26 protein-coding genes are annotated in these 23,496 nt (G+C 63.3%); 14 read left to right on the forward strand and 12 right to left on the reverse strand.

Annotated elements, in window-relative coordinates; genetic code table 11:
* Nucleotides 1-23: 23 nt before the first annotated feature.
* From MRUB_RS11135 to MRUB_RS11155, 5 genes are all read left to right on the forward strand, one after another.
* Nucleotides 24-647 carry a hypothetical protein gene (locus MRUB_RS11135; protein WP_013014458.1) on the forward strand — a complete coding sequence of 208 codons (624 nt, stop codon included), beginning with the start codon at nucleotides 24-26 and terminating at the stop codon, nucleotides 645-647.
* A gap of 69 nt (nucleotides 648-716) precedes the next feature.
* Nucleotides 717-2,336, forward strand: coding sequence for a hypothetical protein (locus MRUB_RS11140; protein WP_013014459.1), 1,620 nt, complete (start codon nucleotides 717-719; stop codon nucleotides 2,334-2,336).
* Nucleotides 2,333-3,466, forward strand: coding sequence for an LptF/LptG family permease (locus MRUB_RS11145; RefSeq protein WP_013014460.1), 1,134 nt, complete (start codon nucleotides 2,333-2,335; stop codon nucleotides 3,464-3,466). The genes MRUB_RS11140 and MRUB_RS11145 overlap by 4 nt, the downstream gene beginning before the upstream one ends.
* A 56-nt stretch (nucleotides 3,467-3,522) precedes the next feature.
* Nucleotides 3,523-4,629 carry a DegT/DnrJ/EryC1/StrS family aminotransferase gene (locus MRUB_RS11150; RefSeq protein WP_013014461.1) on the forward strand — a complete coding sequence of 369 codons (1,107 nt, stop codon included), beginning with the start codon at nucleotides 3,523-3,525 and terminating at the stop codon, nucleotides 4,627-4,629.
* Between the two features lie 44 nt (nucleotides 4,630-4,673).
* Nucleotides 4,674-6,701 carry a M3 family metallopeptidase gene (locus MRUB_RS11155; RefSeq protein ID WP_013014462.1) on the forward strand — a complete coding sequence of 676 codons (2,028 nt, stop codon included), beginning with the start codon at nucleotides 4,674-4,676 and terminating at the stop codon, nucleotides 6,699-6,701.
* An 8-nt stretch (nucleotides 6,702-6,709) separates the two neighbouring features.
* On the opposite strand, the gene MRUB_RS11160 is transcribed toward MRUB_RS11155, so the two are convergent.
* From MRUB_RS11160 to MRUB_RS11185, 6 genes are all read right to left on the reverse strand, one after another.
* Nucleotides 6,710-6,985 (reverse strand): hypothetical protein, encoded by a 276-nt coding sequence (locus MRUB_RS11160; RefSeq protein ID WP_013014463.1) that lies wholly within the window; start codon nucleotides 6,983-6,985, stop codon nucleotides 6,710-6,712.
* Between the two features lie 87 nt (nucleotides 6,986-7,072).
* Nucleotides 7,073-8,203, reverse strand: a complete 1,131-nt coding sequence (locus MRUB_RS11165) for an RNA-guided endonuclease InsQ/TnpB family protein (protein ID WP_013014464.1) — start codon at nucleotides 8,201-8,203, stop codon at nucleotides 7,073-7,075.
* Nucleotides 8,196-8,651: a transposase gene (locus tag MRUB_RS16280; protein WP_156113857.1), complete on the reverse strand. Its 456-nt coding sequence runs from the start codon at nucleotides 8,649-8,651 to the stop codon at nucleotides 8,196-8,198. The genes MRUB_RS11165 and MRUB_RS16280 overlap by 8 nt, the downstream gene beginning before the upstream one ends.
* 152 nt (nucleotides 8,652-8,803) lie before the next feature.
* Nucleotides 8,804-9,910, reverse strand: a complete 1,107-nt coding sequence (locus MRUB_RS11175) for a type IV pilus twitching motility protein PilT (RefSeq protein ID WP_013014466.1) — start codon at nucleotides 9,908-9,910, stop codon at nucleotides 8,804-8,806.
* 112 nt (nucleotides 9,911-10,022) lie between these two features.
* A complete protein-coding gene (locus MRUB_RS11180; protein ID WP_013014467.1) occupies nucleotides 10,023-10,562 on the reverse strand; it encodes a hypothetical protein in 540 nt (179 codons plus the stop codon).
* A gap of 59 nt (nucleotides 10,563-10,621) precedes the next feature.
* Nucleotides 10,622-11,329 carry a nucleotidyltransferase family protein gene (locus MRUB_RS11185; protein WP_015586782.1) on the reverse strand — a complete coding sequence of 236 codons (708 nt, stop codon included), beginning with the start codon at nucleotides 11,327-11,329 and terminating at the stop codon, nucleotides 10,622-10,624.
* Nucleotides 11,330-11,392: 63 nt separating this feature from the next.
* Here MRUB_RS11185 and MRUB_RS11190 point away from each other — a divergent pair, with 63 nt between their 5' ends.
* The 5 genes from MRUB_RS11190 to MRUB_RS11210 all read left to right on the forward strand — a co-directional run bounded on the left by MRUB_RS11190 (nucleotide 11,393) and on the right by MRUB_RS11210 (nucleotide 15,694).
* Entirely contained in the window at nucleotides 11,393-11,602 is a 210-nt protein-coding gene (locus tag MRUB_RS11190; protein WP_013014469.1) for a DUF3248 domain-containing protein, read from the forward strand.
* A complete protein-coding gene (locus MRUB_RS11195) occupies nucleotides 11,603-12,034 on the forward strand; it encodes a DUF3809 family protein (RefSeq protein ID WP_013014470.1) in 432 nt (143 codons plus the stop codon).
* Between the two features lie 61 nt (nucleotides 12,035-12,095).
* The gene (locus MRUB_RS11200; protein WP_013014471.1) at nucleotides 12,096-12,773 is read left to right on the forward strand and encodes a metal-dependent hydrolase; all 678 of its coding nucleotides are present in this window, start codon (nucleotides 12,096-12,098) and stop codon (nucleotides 12,771-12,773) included.
* Between the two features lie 32 nt (nucleotides 12,774-12,805).
* Nucleotides 12,806-13,675 carry a serine/threonine-protein kinase gene (locus tag MRUB_RS11205; RefSeq protein ID WP_036198543.1) on the forward strand — a complete coding sequence of 290 codons (870 nt, stop codon included), beginning with the start codon at nucleotides 12,806-12,808 and terminating at the stop codon, nucleotides 13,673-13,675.
* Between the two features lie 93 nt (nucleotides 13,676-13,768).
* Nucleotides 13,769-15,694: an AMP-binding protein gene (locus tag MRUB_RS11210; protein ID WP_013014473.1), complete on the forward strand. Its 1,926-nt coding sequence runs from the start codon at nucleotides 13,769-13,771 to the stop codon at nucleotides 15,692-15,694.
* 205 nt (nucleotides 15,695-15,899) lie between these two features.
* On the opposite strand, the gene MRUB_RS11215 is transcribed toward MRUB_RS11210, so the two are convergent.
* Nucleotides 15,900-17,000, reverse strand: a complete 1,101-nt coding sequence (locus MRUB_RS11215; protein WP_013014474.1) for a type IV pilus twitching motility protein PilT — start codon at nucleotides 16,998-17,000, stop codon at nucleotides 15,900-15,902.
* Between the two features lie 289 nt (nucleotides 17,001-17,289).
* On the opposite strand from MRUB_RS11215, the gene MRUB_RS11220 reads away from it, so the two are divergent.
* On the forward strand, nucleotides 17,290-17,598 hold the full coding sequence (locus tag MRUB_RS11220) for a hypothetical protein (protein ID WP_013014475.1): 309 nt from the start codon (nucleotides 17,290-17,292) through the stop codon (nucleotides 17,596-17,598).
* 11 nt (nucleotides 17,599-17,609) lie between these two features.
* Here the strand turns inward: MRUB_RS11220 and rsfS are convergent, their stop codons facing one another.
* From rsfS to rplU, 4 genes are read right to left on the reverse strand one after another with little or no spacing between them, the layout of a single operon-like run.
* Nucleotides 17,610-17,954: a ribosome silencing factor gene (gene rsfS, locus MRUB_RS11225; RefSeq protein ID WP_013014476.1), complete on the reverse strand. Its 345-nt coding sequence runs from the start codon at nucleotides 17,952-17,954 to the stop codon at nucleotides 17,610-17,612.
* Between the two features lie 31 nt (nucleotides 17,955-17,985).
* Complete coding sequence (gene obgE, locus MRUB_RS11230) at nucleotides 17,986-19,236, reverse strand: GTPase ObgE (RefSeq protein ID WP_013014477.1); 1,251 nt, start codon at nucleotides 19,234-19,236, stop codon at nucleotides 17,986-17,988.
* Nucleotides 19,237-19,291: 55 nt separating this feature from the next.
* Nucleotides 19,292-19,567 (reverse strand): 50S ribosomal protein L27, encoded by a 276-nt coding sequence (gene rpmA / locus MRUB_RS11235; protein ID WP_013014478.1) that lies wholly within the window; start codon nucleotides 19,565-19,567, stop codon nucleotides 19,292-19,294.
* Nucleotides 19,568-19,595: 28 nt separating this feature from the next.
* Nucleotides 19,596-19,901: a 50S ribosomal protein L21 gene (gene rplU / locus MRUB_RS11240; RefSeq protein ID WP_013014479.1), complete on the reverse strand. Its 306-nt coding sequence runs from the start codon at nucleotides 19,899-19,901 to the stop codon at nucleotides 19,596-19,598.
* A 275-nt stretch (nucleotides 19,902-20,176) separates the two neighbouring features.
* Between rplU and yqeK the strand changes: the two genes are divergently transcribed.
* Nucleotides 20,177-20,743: a bis(5'-nucleosyl)-tetraphosphatase (symmetrical) YqeK gene (yqeK, locus tag MRUB_RS11245; RefSeq protein ID WP_013014480.1), complete on the forward strand. Its 567-nt coding sequence runs from the start codon at nucleotides 20,177-20,179 to the stop codon at nucleotides 20,741-20,743.
* 67 nt (nucleotides 20,744-20,810) lie between these two features.
* On the forward strand, nucleotides 20,811-22,064 hold the full coding sequence (locus MRUB_RS11250) for an LCP family protein (RefSeq protein ID WP_013014481.1): 1,254 nt from the start codon (nucleotides 20,811-20,813) through the stop codon (nucleotides 22,062-22,064).
* Between the two features lie 5 nt (nucleotides 22,065-22,069).
* Here the strand turns inward: MRUB_RS11250 and MRUB_RS11255 are convergent, their stop codons facing one another.
* Nucleotides 22,070-22,252 (reverse strand): hypothetical protein, encoded by a 183-nt coding sequence (locus tag MRUB_RS11255; RefSeq protein ID WP_013014482.1) that lies wholly within the window; start codon nucleotides 22,250-22,252, stop codon nucleotides 22,070-22,072.
* A 215-nt stretch (nucleotides 22,253-22,467) separates the two neighbouring features.
* Here MRUB_RS11255 and deoC point away from each other — a divergent pair, with 215 nt between their 5' ends.
* A complete protein-coding gene (gene deoC / locus MRUB_RS11260) occupies nucleotides 22,468-23,451 on the forward strand; it encodes a deoxyribose-phosphate aldolase (RefSeq protein WP_013014483.1) in 984 nt (327 codons plus the stop codon).
* Nucleotides 23,452-23,496: the final 45 nt, after the last annotated feature.

Here is a 23,496-nt window from a genome sequence, read left to right on the forward strand (position 1 = left end):
CCCCAGGCTCTACGATTGAGAACATGAAACGTTGGTGGATTCTGCTCACTTTTCTTTCTTTGATTGTGCTGGCCTCGAGGTTTGCCGGTTTCGAGGTGCGGCCCCGGGGCAACTCGGAGCTGGATGTGGGCACCGGCATCTACACCCTGCCCACCGGCGGCACCATCACCGACAACCAAAGCGGCCTGGTGCTGGAAGCCCGCTACATCCAGTACAAAGACGGCGAGTTTATCCGGGCCCAGGGGGCCACCCTCAAGGCCAGGGAGGGCAATTTTAGCGCGAGCAGCCTCGAGTACCTGCAAAAGCCCGACACCCTGCGGATGAGCGGGGTGCGCTTCAGCTCCAAGGAGTTCAAGGCCCTCAGCGCCCAGCAGGGGCTCTTGCTCGGCGACGACGTGCTGGTGCTCAAGGGCGAGGTGCGCTCGAGCGAGCCGGTGCTCGAGGCCAGCACCCTGGTGGTGGACACCACCAAAGACCTGGCTTTGGTACTGGGGGCCTTCACCTTCCGCGACGGGGCCACCACCCTCAGGGGCAACCGGCCCGACAGCACCTTGTTGCTGACCGTTAGCGGCGGCAAAGTGCGGGCCAGCACCCGCGTTCCAGCCGATGTTTTCAACCGCCTGCGCCCCTACGCCGATAAACTGTAGGGCGTGCGAGTGGAGCATACCAGAAAAAAGCTGCATGATTCGCGACTACTAAACCTCGTATTGGCTTACATGGGCTTGAAGGCGTCCAGCCCGAGCTTCCCCCAACGTCGGCTCTTCCTGCAAGGGCTCTGCTTTCTGGCCCTGGGCTGGGGCGGCCTGGCCTGGGCCAGCCCCGCCCCCTGCAGCGAGCAGCCCTACACCCTCGAGACCCCCGAAGGGCTGGCCGGCGGGGGGAACCTCGAGTTCGACGGCGATCTGGCGGTTTTTACCGACGGGGCCTGCCTGCAGACCAAAGGGCTATCCCTGCGAGCGCCCGAACTGCGCTACGACCAGCAGAGCGGCGAACTAACCGCCCAGCAGATCGAGGTGGAAACCCCCCGCTACCGCTTCTGGGCCGAGGCAGGCCAGGTTAAGGGCCGGGTGCTGCAGGCCCGCGGCATCCGGATCACCACCTGCCGGTGCGGCGACGACCTGCGGCTCATGTCGGAGCGCCTCAGTTTCGATACCCAGAGCGGCGAGGTGATCCTGGAAGAAAGCCGGCTCGAGGTCTACCGGCTGGGCCTGGCCCGGTTCGAGGCCATGCGCTTGAACGCCAACCGCACCCTGGAGGAAAACCTGGGGTTGCAGGCCGATGCTTTGCCCTTTCCCCTGCGGCTGGACTTCGACCAGGGCCTCAACCTGGGCCTGAGCGGCTTCCCCCTGCTCGAGCCGGGGGTCTTTAGCGGCCAATTCAGCAGCCGGCTGACCTTGCTGGCGCTGCGCCTGGGCAGCCCCGACCCCATCCTGCGCCTGGGGCTTTGGGGGCAGGCCGCAGGCAGGCGGGGCTGGCTCGAGCTCGACCTCAAGCCCAGCGGCCCGGCCAGCCGGGGCGAGGTGGTGGATGGCCCGATGTTTTTCGTTCATGACAGCGAAAAAGGGCGCTTTGCTTTTGGTCTGAAGCGGGCTTTTCAGCTCGACCGCTTTACCCTGACCCCTTTCGGCTGGATCGCCCAGGACTGGCCCGACGGCACCCCGGCTTCCCAGGTGCAGGGGCTGGCCGCCGGGGCCGAGCTGCGCTACAACCTCGAGGTGCAGGAAGGACCCTTTCGCTTCCGCCTCGAGCCCTTTGGGGTGCTGGGTTTCTACGATCAGCCCCAGCAGTACCTGGCCTACGGGGGGTACGCCGAGGGCCGCTACGAGGGCGCGTTTGCCCTGAAGCTGGGCTACACCTGGATTATCGAGCCCACCCCCGGGCGCTTCTGGCTCGAGCGCCGCGAGGCCACCCAGACGCTCTCGGGCAGCCTTTCCTATCAGCACATCCGGCTCGAGGCCTCCCACAATTTCCTTCTGGATCAGACCCAGACCAGCCTGCGCCTCGGCTACCCCCAGAGCTACGGCGAGATCTGGGCCCAGCTCAACACCTGCTGGAACTGTGTGGGCAAAACCCTGAGCAACGGGCGCGACGACTGGGAGCGCCGCGAGCTGGTGCTGGGCTTTACCCCGGTGCCCCTGAGCTGCACCTACGACCTCAGCCTGGCGCCTTTCCTCGGGTATGATTTCCTGCGGCAGGGCGTGAGCCGCTGGGGTTTGGAGCTGCGCTACGCCGACTGTTGCTTTATCTGGCGGTTGGGGTATCAGGAGGTTCGCATCGCCCAGCATCCCGACGAAATCCCCAACGGCAAATTAACCTTCGGACTGGAAATTCGATGACCCGCCTAGATCGCTACATCTTACGTGAAGCCTGGCCGGTTTTCCTGTTTGGCCTGGCACTTTATGTGGGCTTTGGGCTCATTAGCAACCTCCTGCCCAGGGCCCAGTGGATGGGCACCGCCGAGCTCAGCAGCATCCTCAAGTGGCTGGCCTTGCAGGTGCCCTACGCCACCGTGCAGGCCATGCCCATCGCCGGACTTCTGGCGGTGATGCTGGCTTTTGGACGGCTGGCGCGGGAAAACGAGCTTTTGGTGATGCAGGCCGGGGGCATCTCGGTGCTCCGCACGGCCCGGCCTTTTTTGCTGGGGGGCCTGCTTTTGAGCGGCTTCTCGCTGGCCCTCTCGGAGTGGGTGGTACCCTGGGCCAACCGGGCCACAGCCCTGGTGTACTGGAACGAGCTGATCCCCGAGCGCACCCCCCAGTTCAACCTGGTGGGGCGCGAGCTTACGGTGGGCGAGTACATCCTGCGCTACGAGGGCTTTGACCCAGCCAAGGACGAGTTCCAGCGGGTGCGCCTCGAGCGCTGGCAGAACCAGACCATGACCGTGATCCTGGCCCAGACCGCCCGCCTGCAGGGCCAGCGCATCGTGCTGAGGGATTACCGGGTCTTTACCCTGGATTTCGCCCAGCTTCCCCTGCCCGAGTTCGCCTCGCTGGAGCAGGCCGAGGCCGGCTTGCAGCAGATTTTCCGGGCCCAGAACATCGGCCAGCCGGGAGCCGAGCTCACCGTGCGGCTCTCCCGCAGCCGCGAAGACCTGGAGGTTCAGTACGCTGGGGGCGGGTTCGAGGTGCCGGTGCCCCTCTCAGAGTGGTGGCGCAAGCTGCAAGACCCCCGCACCCCACCCCGCGAGCTGCGCGAGGCCAAGGCCCAGTGGCACGCCGCCATTGCCCTGGCCCTGGCCAACCTGATGGTGCTGGTGCTGGCCCTGCCGGTGGCGGTGCGCCGGGCCACCAGCCCCGGTACGGCGCTGGGCCTGGCTTTGGTGCTCACCATCGCCTACTACGTGGCCTTCAGCGCCGGCAAGGTGCTGGCCCTATCCGGCCCTCTACCGCCGGAGCTGGCCGCCTGGGGGGCCAACCTGCTGGGGGTGGCCGTGGGCTACGGGCTGGGCAAGGGCATCTACCGGTAGTGCCGCGCCCATCAAGGCGATAAAACATGTACTAAGCTATGGAGCAGGTGTTTTGAATGGTACCCATTCTTGACCTTAAACGTGAGTATCTGGAATTGAAAAGCGAGGTTGACGCCGCCCTGGCCCGCGTGCTGGCCTCGGGGGCCTTCGTGGGGGGGGCCGAGGTCGCCGCCCTGGAGGAGGAGCTGGCCGCCTACCTGGGCGTCCCCCACGTGATCTCCTGCGGCTCCGGCACCGATGCCCTCGTCATCGCCTTGCGGGCCATGGGCCTGGGGCCGGGGGATGAGGTGATCACCACGCCCTTTACCTTTATCGCCACCCTCGAGGCCATCCAGCACGTGGGGGCCCGCCCCGTGCTGGTGGACATCGACCCCCGCAACTTTAACCTCAATCCGGCCCTGCTCGAGGCTGCCCTCACCCCGCGCACCAGGGCCATCCTGCCGGTTCATCTGTACGGCCAGGTGGCCCCCATGGGCGAGCTGCTGAACTTTGCCCAAAAGCACGGCCTGAAGGTGCTGGAGGATGCAGCCCAGGCCATCGGGGCCCGCTACTGCGCCCCGGGCCAGCCGCCCGCCCAGGCCGGTACCCTGGGTGATGCGGGGGCGTTTAGCCTCTACCCCACCAAAAACCTGGGGGCCTATGGCGACGGCGGCTTTATCGCCACCCACCACCCGGCCATCGCCGAGGAGGCCCGCCTGCTGGCCGTGCACGGCTCCAAGGAGCGCTACCACCATGTGCGCCCGGCCGGCTACACCTCGAGGCTCGACAGCCTCCAGGCCGCCATTCTGCGGGTCAAGCTGCCCCATCTGGAGACCTGGAACGCCCGCCGCCGCCAGATTGCCCAGATCTACAACGAACACCTCAAAAACCACCTCCAGACCCCCTGCGAGATGCCCTACGCCCTGCACGTCTACCACCAGTACACGGTGCGCCACCCCGAACGCGACCGGCTGGCCGCCCACCTGAAGCAGCAGGGCATCGGCAGCAGCGTGCACTACCCGCTGCCAGCCCACCTCCAGCCGGCCTACCGCGAGCTGGCCCCGGCAGGCTCCCTTCCAGCCGCCGAGGCCGCCGCCCGCGAGGTGCTGAGCCTGCCCATGCACCCCTTTCTGGAGGAGGCCCAGCTCGAGGCGGTCATCCGGGCCGTACAAAGTTACGCCTAGGCAGGGCACATTCTCCGCTCCTAGCCCCATTTATACTGGGCGCTATGTCGGAGAACCCTTTGCTGGAAGTGCGCTACGATATCCCTTTTAGCCAGATCCGCCCCGAGCACATCGAACCAGCCATCCAGACCCTCCTGGCCCAGGCCGAGGCCGAGCTCGAGGCCATCCTGCGGGTAGAGGGCCCCCGCACCTTCGAGAACACCCTGCTCCCCCTGGATCGGCTGGGCGAGGGGCTCAGCTACGCCTTTACGCTGGTGGCGCACCTCGAGAGCGTGGCTTCCACCCCCGAGCTCCGCGCAGCCTACAAAGCCATCATCCCGCCCATTACCGCCTTCAGCACCAAGGTGCAGATTTCCGCCGAGCTCTACCAGGCCCTCAAGGACTTCGCCGCCACCCCCGAGGCCAGCCAGCTCAGCCCCGACTGGGCCCGCTTCCTCAAGCTGCGCCTGGATGAGTTCCGCCGCCAGGGGGCCGATCTGCCCCCCGAAAAGAAAGCCCGCCTCGAGGCCCTCAACACCCGGCTTTCGGAGATCACCGCCCAGTTCGAGCAAAACCTCACCGACTCCACCGCCGACTGGGAGCTGTACCTGGACGAAAGCCAGGTGGCGGGCCTGCCCCCCAGCGCCCTCGAGGCCGCCCGCCAGAGCGCCCGCGCCAAAGGCCGCGAGGGGTACCGCTTCACCCTGCAACAGCCCAGCTACCTGGCCCTGCAAACCTACCTGGACGACGCCGAAATTCGCAAGCAGGTCTACCTGGCCTACCACCGCCGGGCGACCGAGCCAGGCCGCGACAACCGGCCCTTGATTGATGAAATTCTGGCCCTGCGCCGCGAAAAGGCCGAGTTGCTGGGCTACGCCAACTTTGCCGACTACGTGCTGGAAAACCGCATGGCCGGCAAGGCCGAGACCGCCCTGCGCTTCGAGCAAGACCTCAAAGCTGCCTACGAGCCCCATTTCAAGAAAGAGCTGGCCACCCTCGAGGCCTTCCGCCGGGAGCTCGAGGGCCCCCAGGCCCCCCCGCTGGAGCCCTGGGACATTGCCTACTACGCCGAGAAGCAGCGCAAAGCCCTCTACGACTTCGACGAAGAAGAACTGCGGCCCTACTTTGCCCTACCGCAGGTGCTCGAGGGACTCTTCGAGATCGTGCGGCGGGTCTTCGGCCTCGAGGTGCGGGAAGTAACGGGCGTGGAGACCTGGCACCCCGAGGTCAAAACCTACGAGATCTACCGGGAAGGCCGGCGCATCTGCCGCTTCTTCACCGACTGGCACCCCCGCGAAAACAAGCGCGGCGGGGCCTGGATGAACACCCTCATCCGCGGCGTGCGCAATGGTAATGCCACCGAGCCCCACCTGGGCCTGATGTGCGGCAACCTCACCCCCCCGGTGGGCGACCGGCCCGCTTTGCTCACCCACCGCGAGGTGGAAACCATCTTTCACGAGTTTGGGCACCTGCTGCACCTGGCGCTCTCGAGCGTGGAAGCCCGCAGCCTGGTGGGCACCCAGGTGGCCCGCGACTTTGTCGAGCTGCCCAGCCAGATTATGGAAAACTGGTGCTGGGAGCGCGAAGCCCTCGACCTATTTGCCCGGCATTACCAGACCGGCGAACCCATCCCCGACGAGCTTTTTGAGAAGATGCTGCGAGCCAAAAACTACTGGGCCGCCAACCTGGGCATGCGCCAACTGGCCTTCGGCACGGTGGATCTGGCCCTGCACGTTCACTACACCCCCAGCGACGGCGATGTGGTCGCCTACGCCCGGCAGGTCATGCAGCCCTTCATGCCGGCCCCACTACCCCAGGACTATGCCTTTGTGGCCGGGTTTGCCCACCTGTTCGGGCACCCGGTGGGCTATGCGGCAGGCTACTACTCCTACAAATGGTCGGAGGTGCTCGATGCTGACGCTTTCTCGCGCTTCAAGGCCGAGGGCATCTTCAACCGCCAGACCGGCGAAGACTTCATCACCCACATCTTGAGCAAAGGCAACTCCGCTGACCCCGCCGAGCTCTTCCGGCGCTTCCTGGGGCGCGACCCCGACCCCAGGGCCTTGCTAGCGCGCTCAGGGCTTCTGGACTGAGCCGCTGCCTAAGGCGAAACATCCCCCCATAAAACCCGCAGGGTGGTGCCATAACGGCTGTTATCCTGCGGGTCGAGTTCTTCCACCGCTTTTACATAACCACCGCGCATCACCACCCGGATGCGCAGGTGGGGCCGTTTCCAGTCGTATACCTCGCGCCCCCAGTCCCAGTCGTCGTACTGGCTGAAAGGCCCAATGCGCTCGATAATGGCCTCCAGGGACAGGTTCACATAGTTCTCGGGACGGGAGAAAAACGCACGTAAGGTCTCTTCAGAGCAGGCCATACACCCCCTTCGACCGGTTTCCTTAGCCAGTCTTGACACTCCCACGAGTGACGACTCCCCGTTCTGAAGAACGGGGCTTCTCGGTTCTCACGGGACGGCCCGCGCCGTACCCATCCCCGAAGGCTCCGTCCGAGCCTTGACCAGGACATTCAGTGCAGCAGCCACATCCCGATGAAGAGAGGCCCCACAAGCGGGGCAGGTGAACTCCCTGACCCACAAGGGTTTCTTCTCCCGGCGCCCGCACACCGGGCAGTCCTGGCTGGTATATTTGGGGTCTACCCCCACTACCCGCCTACCAGCCTCTTCCGCTTTGTAGGCGAGGATTTGCAGAAAAGCCGCCCAGCCCGCATCCAGCACTCCTTTAGCGGTGCGAGAACGGGCCAGGCCGAGGATGTTCAGGTCTTCATGCACGATGGTGCCATACTGGTTGACCAGCCTCCTTGCCACCTTGTGGTGGAAGTCTTTGCGTTGGTTGGCGATTTTGCGGTGCAGCCTAGCAACCCGCCTTCTGGCCTGTTTACGGCGAGAACTACCCCGCTTCTTCCTGGACAGGCCGCGTTGGGCTCTGGCAAGTTTGGCCTGAGCCTTCTGAAAGTATCGGGGGGCCTCGACCATCTCCCCCTCCGAGGTGATGAGGAAGTGGGGGTTCGTACCCAGGTCTATCCCGATGGCCTGGTCATTGGGGGGAAGGGGCCTGGACTCCACCTCACAGGTAAAAACGATGTACCACTGTTCTCCCTCCCGCTTTACCGTTGCGGTCTTGACCTTTCCTTCGAGCGGGCGGTGGAACTTACACTTGACCGAGCCGATGCCGTAGATGAGTACCCGCTTCCCGCCCGCCTGGAGTTTGACCCCGGTAGTCCCGGCCTGGGGGAAGGTGAACGAGTCGTAGCGCTCCTTCCCCTTGAAGCGGGGGTAGCCGGGGGTTTGCCCCTGCTTGACCCGCCGGAAGAAGCCCTGGAAGGCTTTGTCCACCCGCTCGATGACATTTTGCAAAACCTGGGAGTGGATGCGCTGGTACTCCGGCAACTCGGCCCGTATCTCCACCAACGAGCGCTTCTGCTCGTAGTAGGTCACGTTCTGGCCTGCCTTGCGGTAGGCCTCCCGGCGCTCCTGCAAGGCCGCGTTGTAGAGGTGGCGGCACAGCGAGAGGGTGCGCTCCAGGTCTTTTTGCTGGGGCTGGGTGGGGTAGAGGCGGTACTTGAAGGCTTTATGCATCCTCGTCCACCTGATGCTTGCGTTGCAACTCGATGTAGCGCTGAATAGTCTGGGCTGAGATATTCCCGGCGCTGCCCACGTAGAAAGAAGGCGACCACTTCGGGGGCACAGACACAAACAGGTGAGCGTGGTCGGGCATGACTTCCAACCCGAGGACTATCCAGTCCCTCATCAAGCAGGTCTCCCGGAATACCTGCATCAGCCTTTCGCGCACCTCGCCCACAAAAACGTGCCTGCGGTCTCCGGCGGACGTGGGGGAGTCCATGTATCCCCGGTTTGAAAACCGGGGGATTATAGCTCCCCCACACCCCCTCTTTTTTCTAAAGCCCGTGGATTCTTGGTTCAACGAGGACTGCCTACGATGCGTACTCCCAGCCGTGCGAAGCAAAGCCTCGCTTTGGGCTTGGGTGGGTTGCATGCGGAAGCGGTAAACCTTGTGCAAGACCATTCAGTCCCTAGCCGCTCACCATGCCATATCCGCCAGGGGCGGATGTGGGGGAGTCCATGCACGCCGGGCGTGGCGGCATGTCTGTGACTCCTTCCCATCTCTGAAAGGGATGGGTTTAATAGCTCCCCACACCCCCTCACTTTTATAAGTCCTTAGGGGCGGCGCACACCGGCCGTCTGGGGTGCGGGGCCACCGGCATTGGCCAGGCGCGCAAACTCCTTGGGGTCTACAGCGCGCGACTGGCCCATCTCGTAGGTAATCAGCTTGCGCTTGTACAGGTCGGCCAGGTTGGCATCCATGGTAATCATGCCGTACTGGCCCCCAGTTTGAATCACGCTGACCAGTTGGTGGCTCTTGCCTTCGCGGATCAACGCCCGCACCGCCGGGGTGGCCACCATGAGCTCGTAGGCCAGCACCCGTCCACCGCCAAAGGCTTTGGGCAGAAGCTGCTGGGTGAGCACTGCAACCAGGTTGTTGGAGAGCTGCACCCGTACCTGCTCCTGTTGAGACTCCGGGAAGACGTCAATAATGCGGTCGACGGTCTCGGGGGCGCTATTGGTGTGCAGCGTGCCCATAACCAGGTGCCCGGTCTCGGCGGCGGTGATGGCAGCCGAAATGGTCTCATAGTCGCGCATCTCCCCCACCAGGATCACATCGGGGGCCTGCCGCAGCACCGAGCGCAGGGCCTTGTCGAAGCCGTGGGTATCGGAGCCAATCTCGCGCTGGTTGATGATGGAGGACTTGTGGCGGTGGAAGAACTCGATGGGGTCTTCGATGGTTACGATGTGGCAGCGCTTACGCTCGTTGATGTAGTCGATCATGGAGGCCAAGGTGGTGGACTTGCCCGAGCCGGTAGGGCCAGTAACCAGCACCAGGCCGCGGGGGCTCATGGCAATATCGGCCACGGTCTTGGGTAGCCCCAGCTCCTCAAAGCTCTTGACATTGGAGGGCACCACCCGCAGCACCCCACCCACACTACCGCGCTGCAAAAAGATGTTGACGCGGAAGCGGCCTTTACCCGGAAGGCTAAAGGAGAAGTCAAGCTCCTTTTCTTCCTCAAAAACCCGCTGCTGCTTCTCGTCCATCAGGGCATAGGTCAGGCGCCGGGTTTCCTGAGGGGTGAGGGGTTCAAACTCGGTGGGATGAAACTCCCCGTCAATTTTTACCATGGGGGGAAGGCCCACCGTGATAACCAGGTCCGAGGCGCTGCGATCTACAGCCAGATTGAGCAGGTCTACAATATCGGGTGCTTTGCTCATGCGCGTCTCCAGTTGTCAATCTTAGAATACGCCAACCCGAGGGCCGGCTATGTTTATATAGCCAACCAGAAGCCAGCCGCAGCAGACTGCCGGTATTACCAAACCACCCCAGCTACCTTGCTCCCAGGTATTTGAAGTAGCGTTCCCGCGTAACCATGCCGTGCACCGTATCGCCATCGGCCACAAACACAATCGGGTGCTGGCGAAATAGCGACCCCAGCTCACTCGCAGCGGTTTCACCGGAGACCACCGGGGCTTCGTCCCAGGGAACCAACGAGTCGGCCATACCGATAACGCCCACCGGATGACCGTCCTCGAGCAGTACTGCGATACTCCCCTCGAAGGACTGTAGCGCGCTAATTACCGGCACCGGTCTAGCCAGCTTACGGGCCGAAGTGGGTACAAATATACCCGCGGAAAGCAGGGTGGTGGTGGTTACCTTAACTGCTCTTTTAGCAATAAGGAGGCTAACGGTAAAGACCAGCAAGAAAGCCAGACCCTCGAGGACGCCAAAGAAGTTAAAGCCCTCCCAGCCAAACTGCCCCCGTCCGCCCAGGGCCCAGTGTATAAGCCCCGAGACCATCAGCCCCGCAATCAGCGCAGCAAGGTAAGCAATCAGACCGGCCAGGCGTAAGTCGCGAACAGTTCGCATCTAGCCTCCAGTCTACATCCCCCTGGCGGGGTGGCTCCAGACCCCGGCGGCCCTTACCCTTAAGTCAACCACCGAAGATCCTCCTCTTTATCGATATCTATGCCTATTTCAGCGTAGGGGGTGATGAGGGCTTTGGCTGGAACCCCGATAATTCGCGAGACCCTGGCCTCGAGCCCGACGATGTCAGCCTGGCCCAAAAGCACCTTGACCAGGGTGCCCAGCCCAATCATCCGGGCCAGGGCCAGGGGTTTTTTACGCAGTTCCAGGGCTTGCTTGAGCAAAGGCAGGGCTGTAAAAAAGAGCTTTCTGTCGATGATGACCAGGTTGCCCCCGGTAAAGTAGCCCTCGCGGACGCGGGCGTAGGTGCGGCGCATCCCCGGGAAGCGCTGCTCAATGGTGGGCCGGGCAACAATAGTATAGACGAAGCCCGCCTGGGGTGCATTTTCCAGCACCCAGCGCACCGCCTCTTCCTGCAAAAAGGGCATGTCGCCGGTAGCCACCAGCACCTTGCTACCCTGGGCGGCATTAATCCCGGCCTCGAGGTTAGCCAGCAAGCCGCCCTGGTCGGGCAGGGCCCGTTGGGGTGGGGGGTTCAAGGGCACGGACGGCCCGACCAAAATAACTTCCAGCCCTGCTTGTACCAGGGCCTCGAGGGTGTACTCCACCAGCGGGCGACCCCGGTAAGGCACCAGGGTTTTGCTGGCTACGCCGAACTTCTGGGCCAGGGGGTCATCGGCATTACCCCCCGCCAACACAATCGCTTCCACCGGACTAGTTTACCCTTGGTTACCCGCCTCTCTTTACCCAAAGCCCTTGCGGGCGATACCCTAATGTCTATGGACGACCTGCTCGAGCGGCTGGGAAATCATCTAGTCTGGCGCATCGGCAAGGCCGAGGCCGAGGAGGTGCTGGTGGTGCGGGTGGGCCTGGCCTCCGCCGCCCCCGAGTTCAGCCACCTGGCACGCCTCCGCAACGTAACCGACGAAGAAATCGAGCAACTCGCACAGTCCGGGCAACTACGGGTCGAGTGGGTCAACTAGATGGTACTGGAAAAAACCTTCCACCTTAAACTACCAGCGCCCCCCGCGCACCTGCTCCAGCCCGAGCAGGTCTTCGGTGGCAAGCCCCCGTTCGGTGAGCTAACCCGCCAGGACACCACCCTGCGGGGTTACCTGGTGGCCGAGGCCCCGCTGTTTGGCGAAATCCAGTTTCCCTTCCAGAGCCGTATTCATCCACAGGGCCTTGCAGCGCGCCTCGAGGCCCTGCCCCTCCCCGAACCCCCGGCCTTCTGGGCCGAGCTCGAGGGCCATGGCGAGGTGGTGGAGGGGGGCATCGCCTATCAGCTCACCCTCCGCATCCACGCCACCCTGCCCCAAGGCGAAAAATGGGGGGGACGGGCCCTGGGGCGCCTGGCCGAGGCCGCTTTCGAGCGGAACGTAGAACGGGTTCTCCAGCAGCTTGTCCAGGCCTAAAGCCCGGCAAGCCCAAACCCAGCTTCGGACATATACTAGTTAACGCGTCGGAGGTCGAACCATGGTCGAGGTACGCTACCTAGGACACTCAGCCCTACTCATCAGCGACGGCACCACCCGCATACTGGTAGACCCTTTCCTCACCGGAAATCCCAAGGCAGCCCTCTCAGCCGATCAGGTAGAGGCCGATCTGGTGGTGCTGACCCATGCCCATGGCGATCACTACGGCGACAGCGTGGCCATTAGCCAGCGCACCGGAGCCCCCATTATCTCCAACTACGAGATTGTGAGCTATGCCGAAAAACAGGGCGCCAAAGGGGTGGGCATGAACCTGGGCGGCACCTACCGGTTCAAAGGCGGGTGGCTCAAGTGGTTCCCGGCCTGGCACTCCTCTTCTTTTCCGGATGGAACCTACGGCGGCCTGGCCCAGGGGCTCGTGCTCGAGCTGGGCGGTAAGCGCCTGTACATCGCAGGGGATACCGCCCTATTCAGCGATATGACCCTGGTAGCCCAGTACAGCCTCGATCTGGCTGTTCTGCCCATTGGCGACCACTTCACCATGGGGCCGGACGATGCCCTCAAGGCCCTCGAGCTGACTCGAGCCAAGCAGGTGCTGCCGGTGCACTACAACACCTTCCCCCTCATCGCCCAGGATGGCGCGGCCTTTGTGCAGCAGGCGGGCCGGCTGGGGGTGGGGGGCCAGGCCCTGGCCCCTGGTGAACACCTGACCCTTTCATAGTAATTACCATGGCTCCAAACCCCCAGAAACCCATGGACTATCGCCGACTGACCCGACAACACTACAAGCTCGAGATGCTCTTGGGCCTGGGGCGGTCATCCCAGGTGTATCTGGCCCGTGCCCCCGACGGCACCAAGGTAGCCCTCAAGGTGCCGCGCCGCGAGGTGCGCACCGACCGGGCCCTCACCGAGCGCTTTGCGCAGGAAGTGGCCCTGTCGCTTACCCTTAACCACGCCAACCTGGTGCGGGGGCTCTCGGGGCGCCCCGAGGGGGAAGGGGCTTTCCTGGCGCTGGAGTACTTCGAAGAGGGTACCCTCGAGGACAGGCTCAAAAAAGGCCCCCTCAGCCGGGAGGTGGCCCTCGACTGCCTGAGCCAGGTCGCCCAGGCCCTCATCTATCTTCACGACCGGGGTATCATCCACCAGGATGTCAAGCCGTCGAACATTTTCATCGACGGTATGCTGTTCAAGCTCGGCGACTTTGGCGTGGCCAAAACCCGCGAAAACCCCAAACCCTTAGAGCGGGCCGGCAGCCCCTTCTACATGGCCCCGGAGCTGTTTCTGGGGGAGCCCGCCACCCCCGCCTCGGACGCTTACTCGTTTGGGGTGATGGCCTTTGAGCTGCTGGTAGGCAAACGGCCCTTTGTGGGGGAGACCCTGGAAGAAATCACCCACGCCCACCTGCACAAGCTGCCCCCACCCACCAACCTTCCACCCCACCTCGACCGGATCGTTCGCAACCTTCTGGCCAAAGACCCCGCCATCCGCGCAACCCCTAAAGCTTTTCTACAGATCGTGCAAGGCAACCCCCAGGCCGAGGCCAGCCCTGACCCTGGCAAAAGCAGTCCAGAGAGCAAGCCCCCCAAAAGCAAAGGGCTGTTTGGCCTGTTTCGCAAAAAATAGAAGCGCGGCGCTTTATCAAAAGCCAGGCCCCTTGCGCGCAACCCCTTACCGGCTTCGGCCGATAAACTATGGGCAAGCAAAGCGAGGCCTGTTATGAGCAACCCCATCTGGTTTCCCTCCGATGCGTACACCCGCGGCAGCCACATAGAAGCCCTGCTAAAGCACCTGGGCCTGGATAGCTATGAAGCCCTTTACCGCTTCAGCATCGAGCAGTCCGAGGCTTTTTGGGAGGCCACCCTGCAGCTTTTGGGCCTTGAGTGGTTGACCCCTTACCGGCAGGTGCTGGACACCTCCCAGGGCCCGCAGTGGCCCCGGTGGTTTGTGGGCGGGCAGCTCAATCTGGCTTACAACGCCCTGCATCATGCCAGAACCCGCAAAGACGCCCCGGCCCTGATCTGGGAAGGGGAAGAGGGGGCCGTAGCGCGCTTGAGCTACGGGGAGCTCGAGGCCGCCGTGGCCCAGGCCGCCCACGCGCTCGAGGCCCTGGGCATCCAGAAAGGCGACCGGGTAGGCCTGTTTCTGCCCATGCTGCCCGAAACCGCCATCAGCGCCCTGGCCGTGGCACAAATTGGGGCCATCTTTGTACCCATCTTCTCCGGTTACGCCCCCGAAGCAGCGGCCACCCGGCTGCAGGATGCCGGGGCCAGGCTGGTCATCACCGCGGATGGCTTCTACCGGAGGGGCAGCCGGGTTGATCTTCTGAACAACGCCCGCCGCGCCGCAGCCCTTTCGCCAAGCGTAGAGAAGCTGCTGGTGGTGCGCCGCTTTGGGGACGTGCCCCTGGCCGCCAACGAAGTGGCCTGGGACAAGCACGTCCTCGGCCAGCCCTCGAGCGCAGCATACCAACCCATGGACAGCATGGATCCGTTCATGCTGATCTACACCTCCGGCACCACCGGCAAACCCAAGGGCACCGTGCACTACCATGCTGGCTTTCCCATTAAAGCCGCCCAGGACATGGCCCACCTCTTCGATCTGCGTCAGCACGAAACCCTGTTCTGGTTCACCGACATGGGCTGGATGATGGGGCCGTGGGCCATTCTAGGCGCTCTTACCATCGGCGGTACGGTGCTGCTGTACGAAGGGGCCCCCGATTACCCGGATCCAGGCCGCTTGTGGGCCCTTTGCGAGCGACACAGGGTAACCCACCTGGGCCTCTCCCCCACCCTGGTGCGGGCCCTGATGCCCCTGGGGGATGACTGGGTACGCCAGCACGACCTGTCCAGCTTGCGCATGCTGGGCTCTACCGGCGAGCCCTGGAACCTCGAGCCCTACCTCTGGTTCTTCAAGACTGTGGGCCAGGGCCGGGTTCCCATCATCAACTACTCCGGGGGCACCGAGGTTGGTGGCGGCATCCTGGGGTGCACAGCCTGGCGACCCATTAAGCCCATGGGCTTCAACACCGCGGTACCCGGCATGCACGCCGAAGTGCTCGATGGCATGGGCAAGCCCGTGCGGGACGAGGTGGGCGAGTTAGCGGTGCTGGCCCCCTGGCCGGGCCAGACCAAGGGCTTCTGGAAAGCGCCTGAGCGTTACCTCGAAACCTACTGGCAACGCTTTGAAAACGTCTGGGTGCACGGCGACTGGGCCATTTTGGATCGAGAGGGGCACTGGATGATTCAGGGCCGGAGCGACGACACCCTCAAAATCGCCGGTAAGCGGGTGGGGCCCGCCGAGTACGAAAGCGCCGCCGTGGAGCACCCCAGCGTAAAAGAAGCCGCCGCCATCGGCATACCGCACCCGGTAAAGGGCGAGGCCGCGGTGCTATTCGTGGTGCTGCGCAGCGGCCATACCCCCAGCCCCGACCTCGAGCAGGCCATCAGCGAAACCATCACCCAGCGCCTGGGCAAGGCCCTCAAACCCGAACGCATACTGTTTGTGCCCGATCTACCCAAAACCCGCAACGCCAAGGTGATGCGCCGGGTGATACGGGCCGCCTTTCTGGGCCAGCACCCCGGCGATCTCTCGGCGCTGGAGAACCCCCAGGCGGTAGAAGCCATCCAGCAAGCTGCCCGATAGGCCACCTCATACCGTTTTTGCTTGAATCCTTCACCGCCCTGCGCAGTCAGAGGTGAAGGATTCAAGCCGACCGAAGGGAGTAGAAAAGCATTCCGGTAGTTTCGTTCACTTTGACAAGTCTAAACTCCCCTGTACGAAGCGACCCTCGAGGGTTCCTTATTGCGGTTAGTTCACCAGCACTGGCATTCCGTTGTTCCCAAGCCCCCTAGAAAGCCCGGCCGGTGGCTTTGGTAAGCATCAACCTGAGCTCGTGGGGGCTGGTGGCCGAGCCTTCGGCATCCTCGAGGCTGATGTGGCCCTGGCTGTAAAGCTCAACCAGGTGTTGATCAAAGGTTTGCATGCCGCGCAGATTGTCCTGTATCATGGCATCCTTGATCTGGGGCGTCTTGTTTTCGTCCTTAATGAGGTCGCGCACAAAAGGCGTGGCGAGGAGTATTTCCAGGGCCAGCGCCCGACCGTGACCGTCGGCGCGGGGCAGCAGGCGCTGCGAGATGATGCCCAGAAGCGACTCGGCCAGCAGAATGCGAATTTGCAGGTGTTCGTGTAGGGGGAAAAAGTCGATGATACGGTTGATGGTGCGCACCGCATCCAGGGTGTGCAGGGTGGACAGCACCAGGTGGCCGGTCTGGGCTGCCATAATCGCCGCCTCCACCGTTTCGCGGTCGCGCATCTCACCGATCAAAATCACATCCGGATCCTGCCGCATGGCGTATTTGAGGCCGGAGCTAAACGAGTCGGTATCCACCCCCACCTCGCGCTGCACCACCAGGCTTTTCTTATGCTTGTGCAGAAACTCGATGGGGTCTTCAATGGTGATGATGTTTTTGGGATAGTGCAGGTTGATGTGGTCGATGAGGGCCGCCAGGGTGGTGGACTTGCCTGAGCCGGTAGGGCCGGTCACCAGTATCAATCCGCGCTCTTTGGAGGCCAGGTCTTCCATCACCGGACGGGGTAACCCCAGGGCCTCGAAGCTTGGAATGGTCTCGGCCACCACCCGCATCACCAGCCCGAAGCTACCCCGTTGGTGCAGCAGGTTGCAACGGAAACGCGCCAGGCCCGGCACCGTATAGGCAAAGTCCATCTCTTTTTTGTACTCGAGCTCCTCGAGCTGCATGGGGTTTAGCAGACTGCGCACGATGGCTTCTACATCTTCCGGCGAGAGCACCTTGCTCCCAAAGGGTTTAAGTTTGCCATCAATGCGCACCGTAGGCGGCGCCCCAGCCTGCAAATGGATATCCGAGGCTCGAGCCTGCACCATGCTGCGCAGCATATCAGCAATGGGCGTAGGGGTTTGCGTAGCACTCATCTTAAAGCTCCCTCTGTGTTAGCAGATCAACGGGTTAACCTTGTTGGTGCACACCGACAGCTACCATAAGGCCATCGCTACAATAAGTGCTCATTTAAAAATCGGCCTTACCGTGCTGCCGGCATCCAACTCAAACCCACGCTCATGAGTATATGACACCACCCTAACCTGGCCCACATCAAATAAACAAATAAACAAAGCCCCGCGATTGGGTATAGCATTTGGTGGGGTTAACTTGCAGAACCCCCACCCCTGGCCTCAACGGGGGCCAGGGTTTAAACTCGAGCACATGGGCAAGAAGCGCCGGGAAGAAAAGCTCAAACGCAAAGCTCAGCAGCGGGTGCCGCTCTCCGGTCGGGACATGCTGCGCATCTTTCCCAGCCTGCTGTTGCGGGCTTTTATCGTGGTGATGCCCCTCTCCCTGCTTATGACCATCCTGGGCAGCAACGGGGTCACGCTGTTCAATAATTTCTGGGTGCAGATGGGAACGTACCTTGCCGCCTATATCGTATTCAACAGGTTCATCTTTGGCCCCATTCGCAACTACCAACCAACCCAGGCCAGCTCGCGCAACAACCCACCCAGGGCCAAGCCCTAGGCGCTGTCCCGCTATATGCGCTTTGCATCGGCCCAGAAACCCTCTAGATCGTAGTATTCGCGGGCCTCCGCGCTCATCAGATGCACCAGCACCGGGCCATAGTCGAGGAGCACCCAGCGTGGACTGGGGCCTTCGACGTTGTTAGCCCGGATGCCTTCGTCTTCGAGTAGCTTTTCCCGCACAGCCCGCTCGAGGGCCTGCAGGTGGGGCTGGGAAGTCCCGGTCGCAATCACAAAGTAATCGAGCGTGTCGGAGACGCCGGTCAGATCCAGCACCACCACATTCTCGGCTTTCTTGTCCTCCAGGGCTTCCTTGACCAGGTGGATGAGTCTTTGGGTATCAATGGCTTGAACCATTCGACCTCATTGTACACAAGTAAAGAGCAGGCTATCGAACCTCAGGGATGTACTCAAACTCGTGCGAGCCAAAGCGCACCGTATCGCCCGCCCGAACCCCATGGGCCTTGAGGGCTTGTTCAACCCGGTAGCGCTTGAAAAGTTCCTGCAGGTAGCCTGCGGCCTCCATCATATCGCCCTTGAGCCGGTCGAGGTGGCGCTGCACCTGGGGGGCCTCGAGCTCGAACACCCCTTCTTCCACCTGGGTTACCTTGATGTAATCGGCGGGCTCGGGCTTGGGCTTGGGGGCTTCCAATTTGGGCTTGGGCGCGGCCTGCACCAGGGCAAATAGGGCCTCGACCAGCTCGGGCAAGCCGGCCTTGCTCTGGGTGGAGATGGGTAGCACCGGCAGGCCGGTTCGGCTGAGTTCGCCCACCAGGGTTTGCACCTCTTCCGGGGTGAGCAGGTCGGTTTTGTTGAGGGCGATCAGGGCCTGGCGCTGCAGCAGTTCGGGGTTGTAGGCCCGCAGTTCGGCCTGCAGGGTGTGCAGGGTTTGCACCGGCTGATCGGCGCCATCGAGCACGTACAGCAGCACTCGAGTCCGGGCGATGTGGCGCAGAAACTCGAGGCCCAGGCCCCGGCCCTGCGCGGCCCCTTCGATGATGCCGGGGATGTCGGCCATGGTGATGCGCTCGAGGTCGCGCTCGATGACCCCCAGGTTGGGGGAAAGGGTGGTGAAGGGGTAGCTGGCAATCTTGGGGGTGGCGTGGGTCAGGGCGGCCAGCAGGCTGCTCTTGCCGGCGTTGGGGTAGCCCACCAGGCCCACATCGGCCAGGAGCATCAGCTCGAGGCGCAGCTTGCGCTTCTCGCCCTCCTCGCCGGCCTCGGCAAAGCGGGGCGCCTGCCGGGTGGGGGTCACAAAGCGCGGGTTCCCCCAGCCGCCCCGTCCACCCCGCGCGGCCACAAAGGTCTGGCCCTCCTCCACCAGGTCGGCCAGCAGTTCGCCGGTCTCGGCATCGTAGACCCGGGTTCCCCGCGGGACTTCGATAATCAGGTCTTTGCCCGACTTACCAAAAAGCCCCTTGCCCATGCCGTGCTGGCCGTTTTCGGCCTTGTAGACCCGCTTGGAAAGGTTCGAAAGCGAATCTACCTGCGCCAGCGCCCGCAGGATGACGGAGCCCCCATCCCCCCCGTCGCCGCCGTCGGGGCCCCCTTTGGCGATGTACTTCTCGCGCCAAAAGCTGATACAGCCGTCGCCCCCGCGCCCGGCGGCCACGCTGATCTCGAGCACATCCCTGAACATAAATCAAAAACCGGAGGCCAGAAGCGCAGGCTCCCGCCTCCGGCGCAGAGTAAGGTTAATCCCCAGCCTGGGCCGTTTCCAGGGGCCTTACCAGCACAAAGCGGCCCTTGCGGCCCTTATCGGCAAACTCCACCACACCGTCGATCAAGGCAAACAGGGTGTAGTCGCGGCCCTGACCCACCCCCGCACCGGCGCGGAACTTGGTGCCGCGCTGGCGCACCAGCACGTTACCAGCCTTGACCACCTGACCTTCGAAGCGCTTGACGCCCAGGCGCTTGGCTTGGCTGTCGCGCCCGTTTTTGGTTGAACCCAGACCCTTTTTATGTGCCATCGTGTGCTCCTTCGGGAGAGCGCCTCAGCTAAGCGCGAATCTCCTTTACAAGAATCTCGGTATAGGGCTGGCGGTGGCCCCGCTTGCGGCGGTACTGAACCTTGGCTTTGAACTTAGCCACCACCACCTTTTTGCCCTTACCATGCTCGACCACCTCGGCCACCACCTTGGCGCCGGGTACGGTGGGGCTGCCGATCACGGTCTTCTCGCCCCCCAGCATCAGCGCCTCAAACTCCACGGTATCGCCGGGGTTGGCCTCGAGCTTCTCCACACGCAGCCGGCTGCCTGCCTCTGCGCGGTACTGTTTACCACCGGTTTTGATAATTGCGTACATGACCACACTCCAGTTAGCCGTCTGGGATGCATGTGCAATCCAATCAAACGGCTCGGGTCTTTTGACCCAGCCAACTGTCAACTATAGCGGCTAGGGACAAATGTTTCAAGTGCCGGTTCGCTTCTGGAAAATCGGATTGGCCAGCAGGCCGCAGAAGCGCGCCGTTCCCCGCCAAGGCCTGCCGCCTTGGAAATTTTTACAAATGTGGTAGGCTCTCTGTTGCGGATGGGCAGGAGTCTCCAATACCTGCTCCCGCCCTCGGCGGAGGCTTAACTTTGATACGCACGAGCGCTGTCGCTGATTACGCCGAGAAGGTGCGCCGGCTGGTCAAGCCCGAGCGCTATGAGCATATTCTGCGGGTCGCCGAGCTGGCGGCTCAAATTGCCCGGGCCAACCGGCTTGACGAGGGAAAAACCTACCTGGCTGCCATCCTGCACGACGCCGCGCGCGATCTAAGCGCCGAACGCTTGCTGGAGCTGGCCACCCCAGAGAACGAGATCGAGCGCAACCATCCCCTGGCCCTGCACGGGCGGGCGGGCCGCCGGCTGGCCGAGGCCTGGGGCATAGAGGACGAGGAGGTGCTCGAGGCCATCGAGGGCCATGTCTATGGGGTTCGTCCCGACCACGGGATCGGCATGGCCCTCTACATCGCCGATGTCTCGGAGCCGGGCCGCGGGGTCAATCATGAAATCCGGGAGATGGCACTTAGCGGCAGGCTCGAGGAGGCCTACCAAAAGGCCGTCGTTTGCAAGGTTGATTACCTGCAAAAGAAGGGCATTACACCGCATCCCCGCACCTGGGCTGCCTATCAAGCCCTGCAGCGAAAGCCAGGCGACCGCTAGGCACACCGCGCCGCTACAGCCCTGTTACCCACGCTCTGCTGCTCACTCGATTTTGTAATCTTTGGTCATGGCACAACCGCCCAGCCCCCACCGCCCTGGAACCGCTTCGTCGGTTCGCCGCCCCAGGCCGCGGGGTTCGTTAATTGGGCTAGGGCTGGCCCTGCTTGTCCTCGCCTGGGCCCTGGCCTACGGGCCGCAGCACAGGGATGTGGAGACCCAGTGGCAGGGCGCTGACCAGGGCAGAGGCCCGTACGAGGAGCTCAGCCTGGTGGTGGCGGCCCGCGACACCGAGTACTGCGGCTATCACACCGCTTGCGGGCCAGGACTCCGCACCGACACCATCTTTTATGTCCGTCTGCGCGGGGCAGAGGCCACCGTTGTGGCCATTCCCCGCGATTTACACTACAGCGGCGAAACCCCCGAAGGTTATTTTGATGGTCGGATTAACACCATCTACGAGCGGGGGGGCAAAGGCAAAGGGCTGCAGATGGCCGTGCAAAACCTGCTGGGTGTACCGGTGGAGCATCATGTGATCCTGACCTTTGAAGCGGTCATGAGGCTGGTCGACGCGGTGGACGGGGTGGATGTGGTGCTGCCCCAGCCCATGAAGTACACCGACCGGGCCGCAGGGCTCTACATCGACTTCCCGGCAGGGCCGGTGCACCTCGACGGCAAGGATGCTGTCAAGTACATGCGCTTCCGGCGTTGGGAGGGCACCGACCTGGGCCGGCTGGATCGCATCAGGGAGGTGATGGAGCTGGCCCTTCGCAAAGCCCAGAACCCCCGCTACTGGCCGCGCTTACCTGGGGTTGCCAGCGCCCTCTGGGGCTCCATCGAGACCAGCCTCCCCCTCTCCGAAGCTTTGCGCCTGCTCCCGAACCTGCGCAACCTGACTTTGAAAAGCGCCACCCTGCCCACCCTGGAGGAGGGCCTCTACCTGATCCCCGATCAGGCTGCCATGCCTTCTTTTATCGCCGGGCTGCTGGGCCGCACCACCGATACCGAGGTCATGGCCCGGCTGGTGCAGGCGGAAGCCCTGGGCCTCAAAACCCTTCTGCTCGATCGGAGCGGCAGTGGGCTGGGTGAACGATACCGGCAGGGCTTTATCGAGATGGGCCTGACCCCACCCGAGCTGCAGCTTGGGAAGGTAGGGGGCTCGAGCGTGGTCTTGGTGCGCAGTGGGGTTTCGGTGGTGGGGCGCGAATCCCCCGCCTTCGTGTTGGCTCGAGACTACGCCGACCTGCTGCACCTACCCCTGCAAACCCGCATACGCCTCGAGCCCGCGGGCTACGATGTGGTCATCGTGCTGGGGTCAAACTAAAAGGGTCACTCATCCGGCATGGGCTCCTCGTCGGATTCGAAAGCGTAGTACAGCCTGAGCGGTTGCACCTCCACCACCCGCAGCACCTCCTGGCACTCCGGGCACTCGACCTCGAGGCCCACCCAGGGGCCCGGCACCTCCAGCAACGCTCCACAAACCAGGCATTTAGCGGCTTCCAGGGTTTCCATGCTTCACCTACCGCGGTTTTGGGAGCAGCATGGCCGGCTGAAACGAATCCCAATCGAGCAGACTCCCTATGAGCGGTATTCAAAGCTTAGCAAAAGTCCGCCCCGCCCGTAAAACCCATCCGGCAAAATTAGGCGCTCCACCCGCTTTTTTAGAGCGGCTGGGTTCTTCCGGAAAACCGCTCTAGGCTATAATCGGCTGTACTCGAGGCCATCCTATGGCAACCGCAACCCTACCCCACACCCACCCGCTGCCGGAGCGCAACCCCGGCACCCCCTTCGACCCTGGTGCCCTCGAGGGGGCCCTGGTCAACAAAAGCGCGGTCGAACGTCGCGCCGCCACCTTACCCACCCGCCGCACGGTCAAAAAAGCCTGGCAGGCCGCCTGGCTGCTGCACGCCATCCGAACCATTGACCTCACCACCCTCTCGGGCGACGACACCCCCGGCACGGTGCGGCGGCTGTGCGCCAAGGCCCGTCAGCCGGTGCGCCCGGAGCTGCTGCGCGACCTGGGGGTGCCCCACCTACCGCTCACCACCGGCGCGGTCTGCGTCTACCACGAGATGGTGCCCGTCGCAGTCGAGGCCCTGGAGGGTTCCGGCATCCCGGTGGCCGCGGTCTCGACCGGGTTCCCGGCAGGCCTCACCCCACACCGCCTCAAGCTACAGGAGATCGAGGCCTCGGTGGCCGCCGGGGCCCGCGAGATTGATATCGTGATCTCGCGCCGCCACGTCCTAACCGGTAACTGGAAAGCCCTCTACCAGGAGGTGCGCGACTTCCGCGAGGCCTGCGGCCCGGCCCATATGAAAAGCATCCTGGCCGTGGGCGAGCTGGGCACCCTCAAAAACGTCTACAAGGCCAGTATGGTGTGCATGCAGGCCGGTTCGGATTTCATCAAAACCTCTACCGGCAAAGAGGCCGTCAACGCCACCCTGCAAAACAGCCTGGTGATGGTGCGGGCCATCCGGGCTTTTTACGAGCAGACCGGTTACAAGGTGGGCTTCAAACCCGCCGGGGGCATCCGCACCGCCAAGCAGGCCCTGGACTGGCTGATTCTGATGAAAGAAGAACTCGGCCACGAATGGATGCAGCCCCACCTCTTCCGGATTGGGGCCAGCGCCCTGTTGAACGACATCGAACGGCAGCTCGAGCACTTCGCCTACGGGCGCTACGCCTCCATGCAGTACCAGCCGCTGGGCTAGCCCGTTCGTAAAAAGCCAACACCGCCCTCGAGCCCAGGAGTCCCC

The organism is Meiothermus ruber DSM 1279, assembly GCF_000024425.1.
Taxonomy (GTDB): Bacteria; Deinococcota; Deinococci; order Deinococcales; family Thermaceae; genus Meiothermus; species Meiothermus ruber.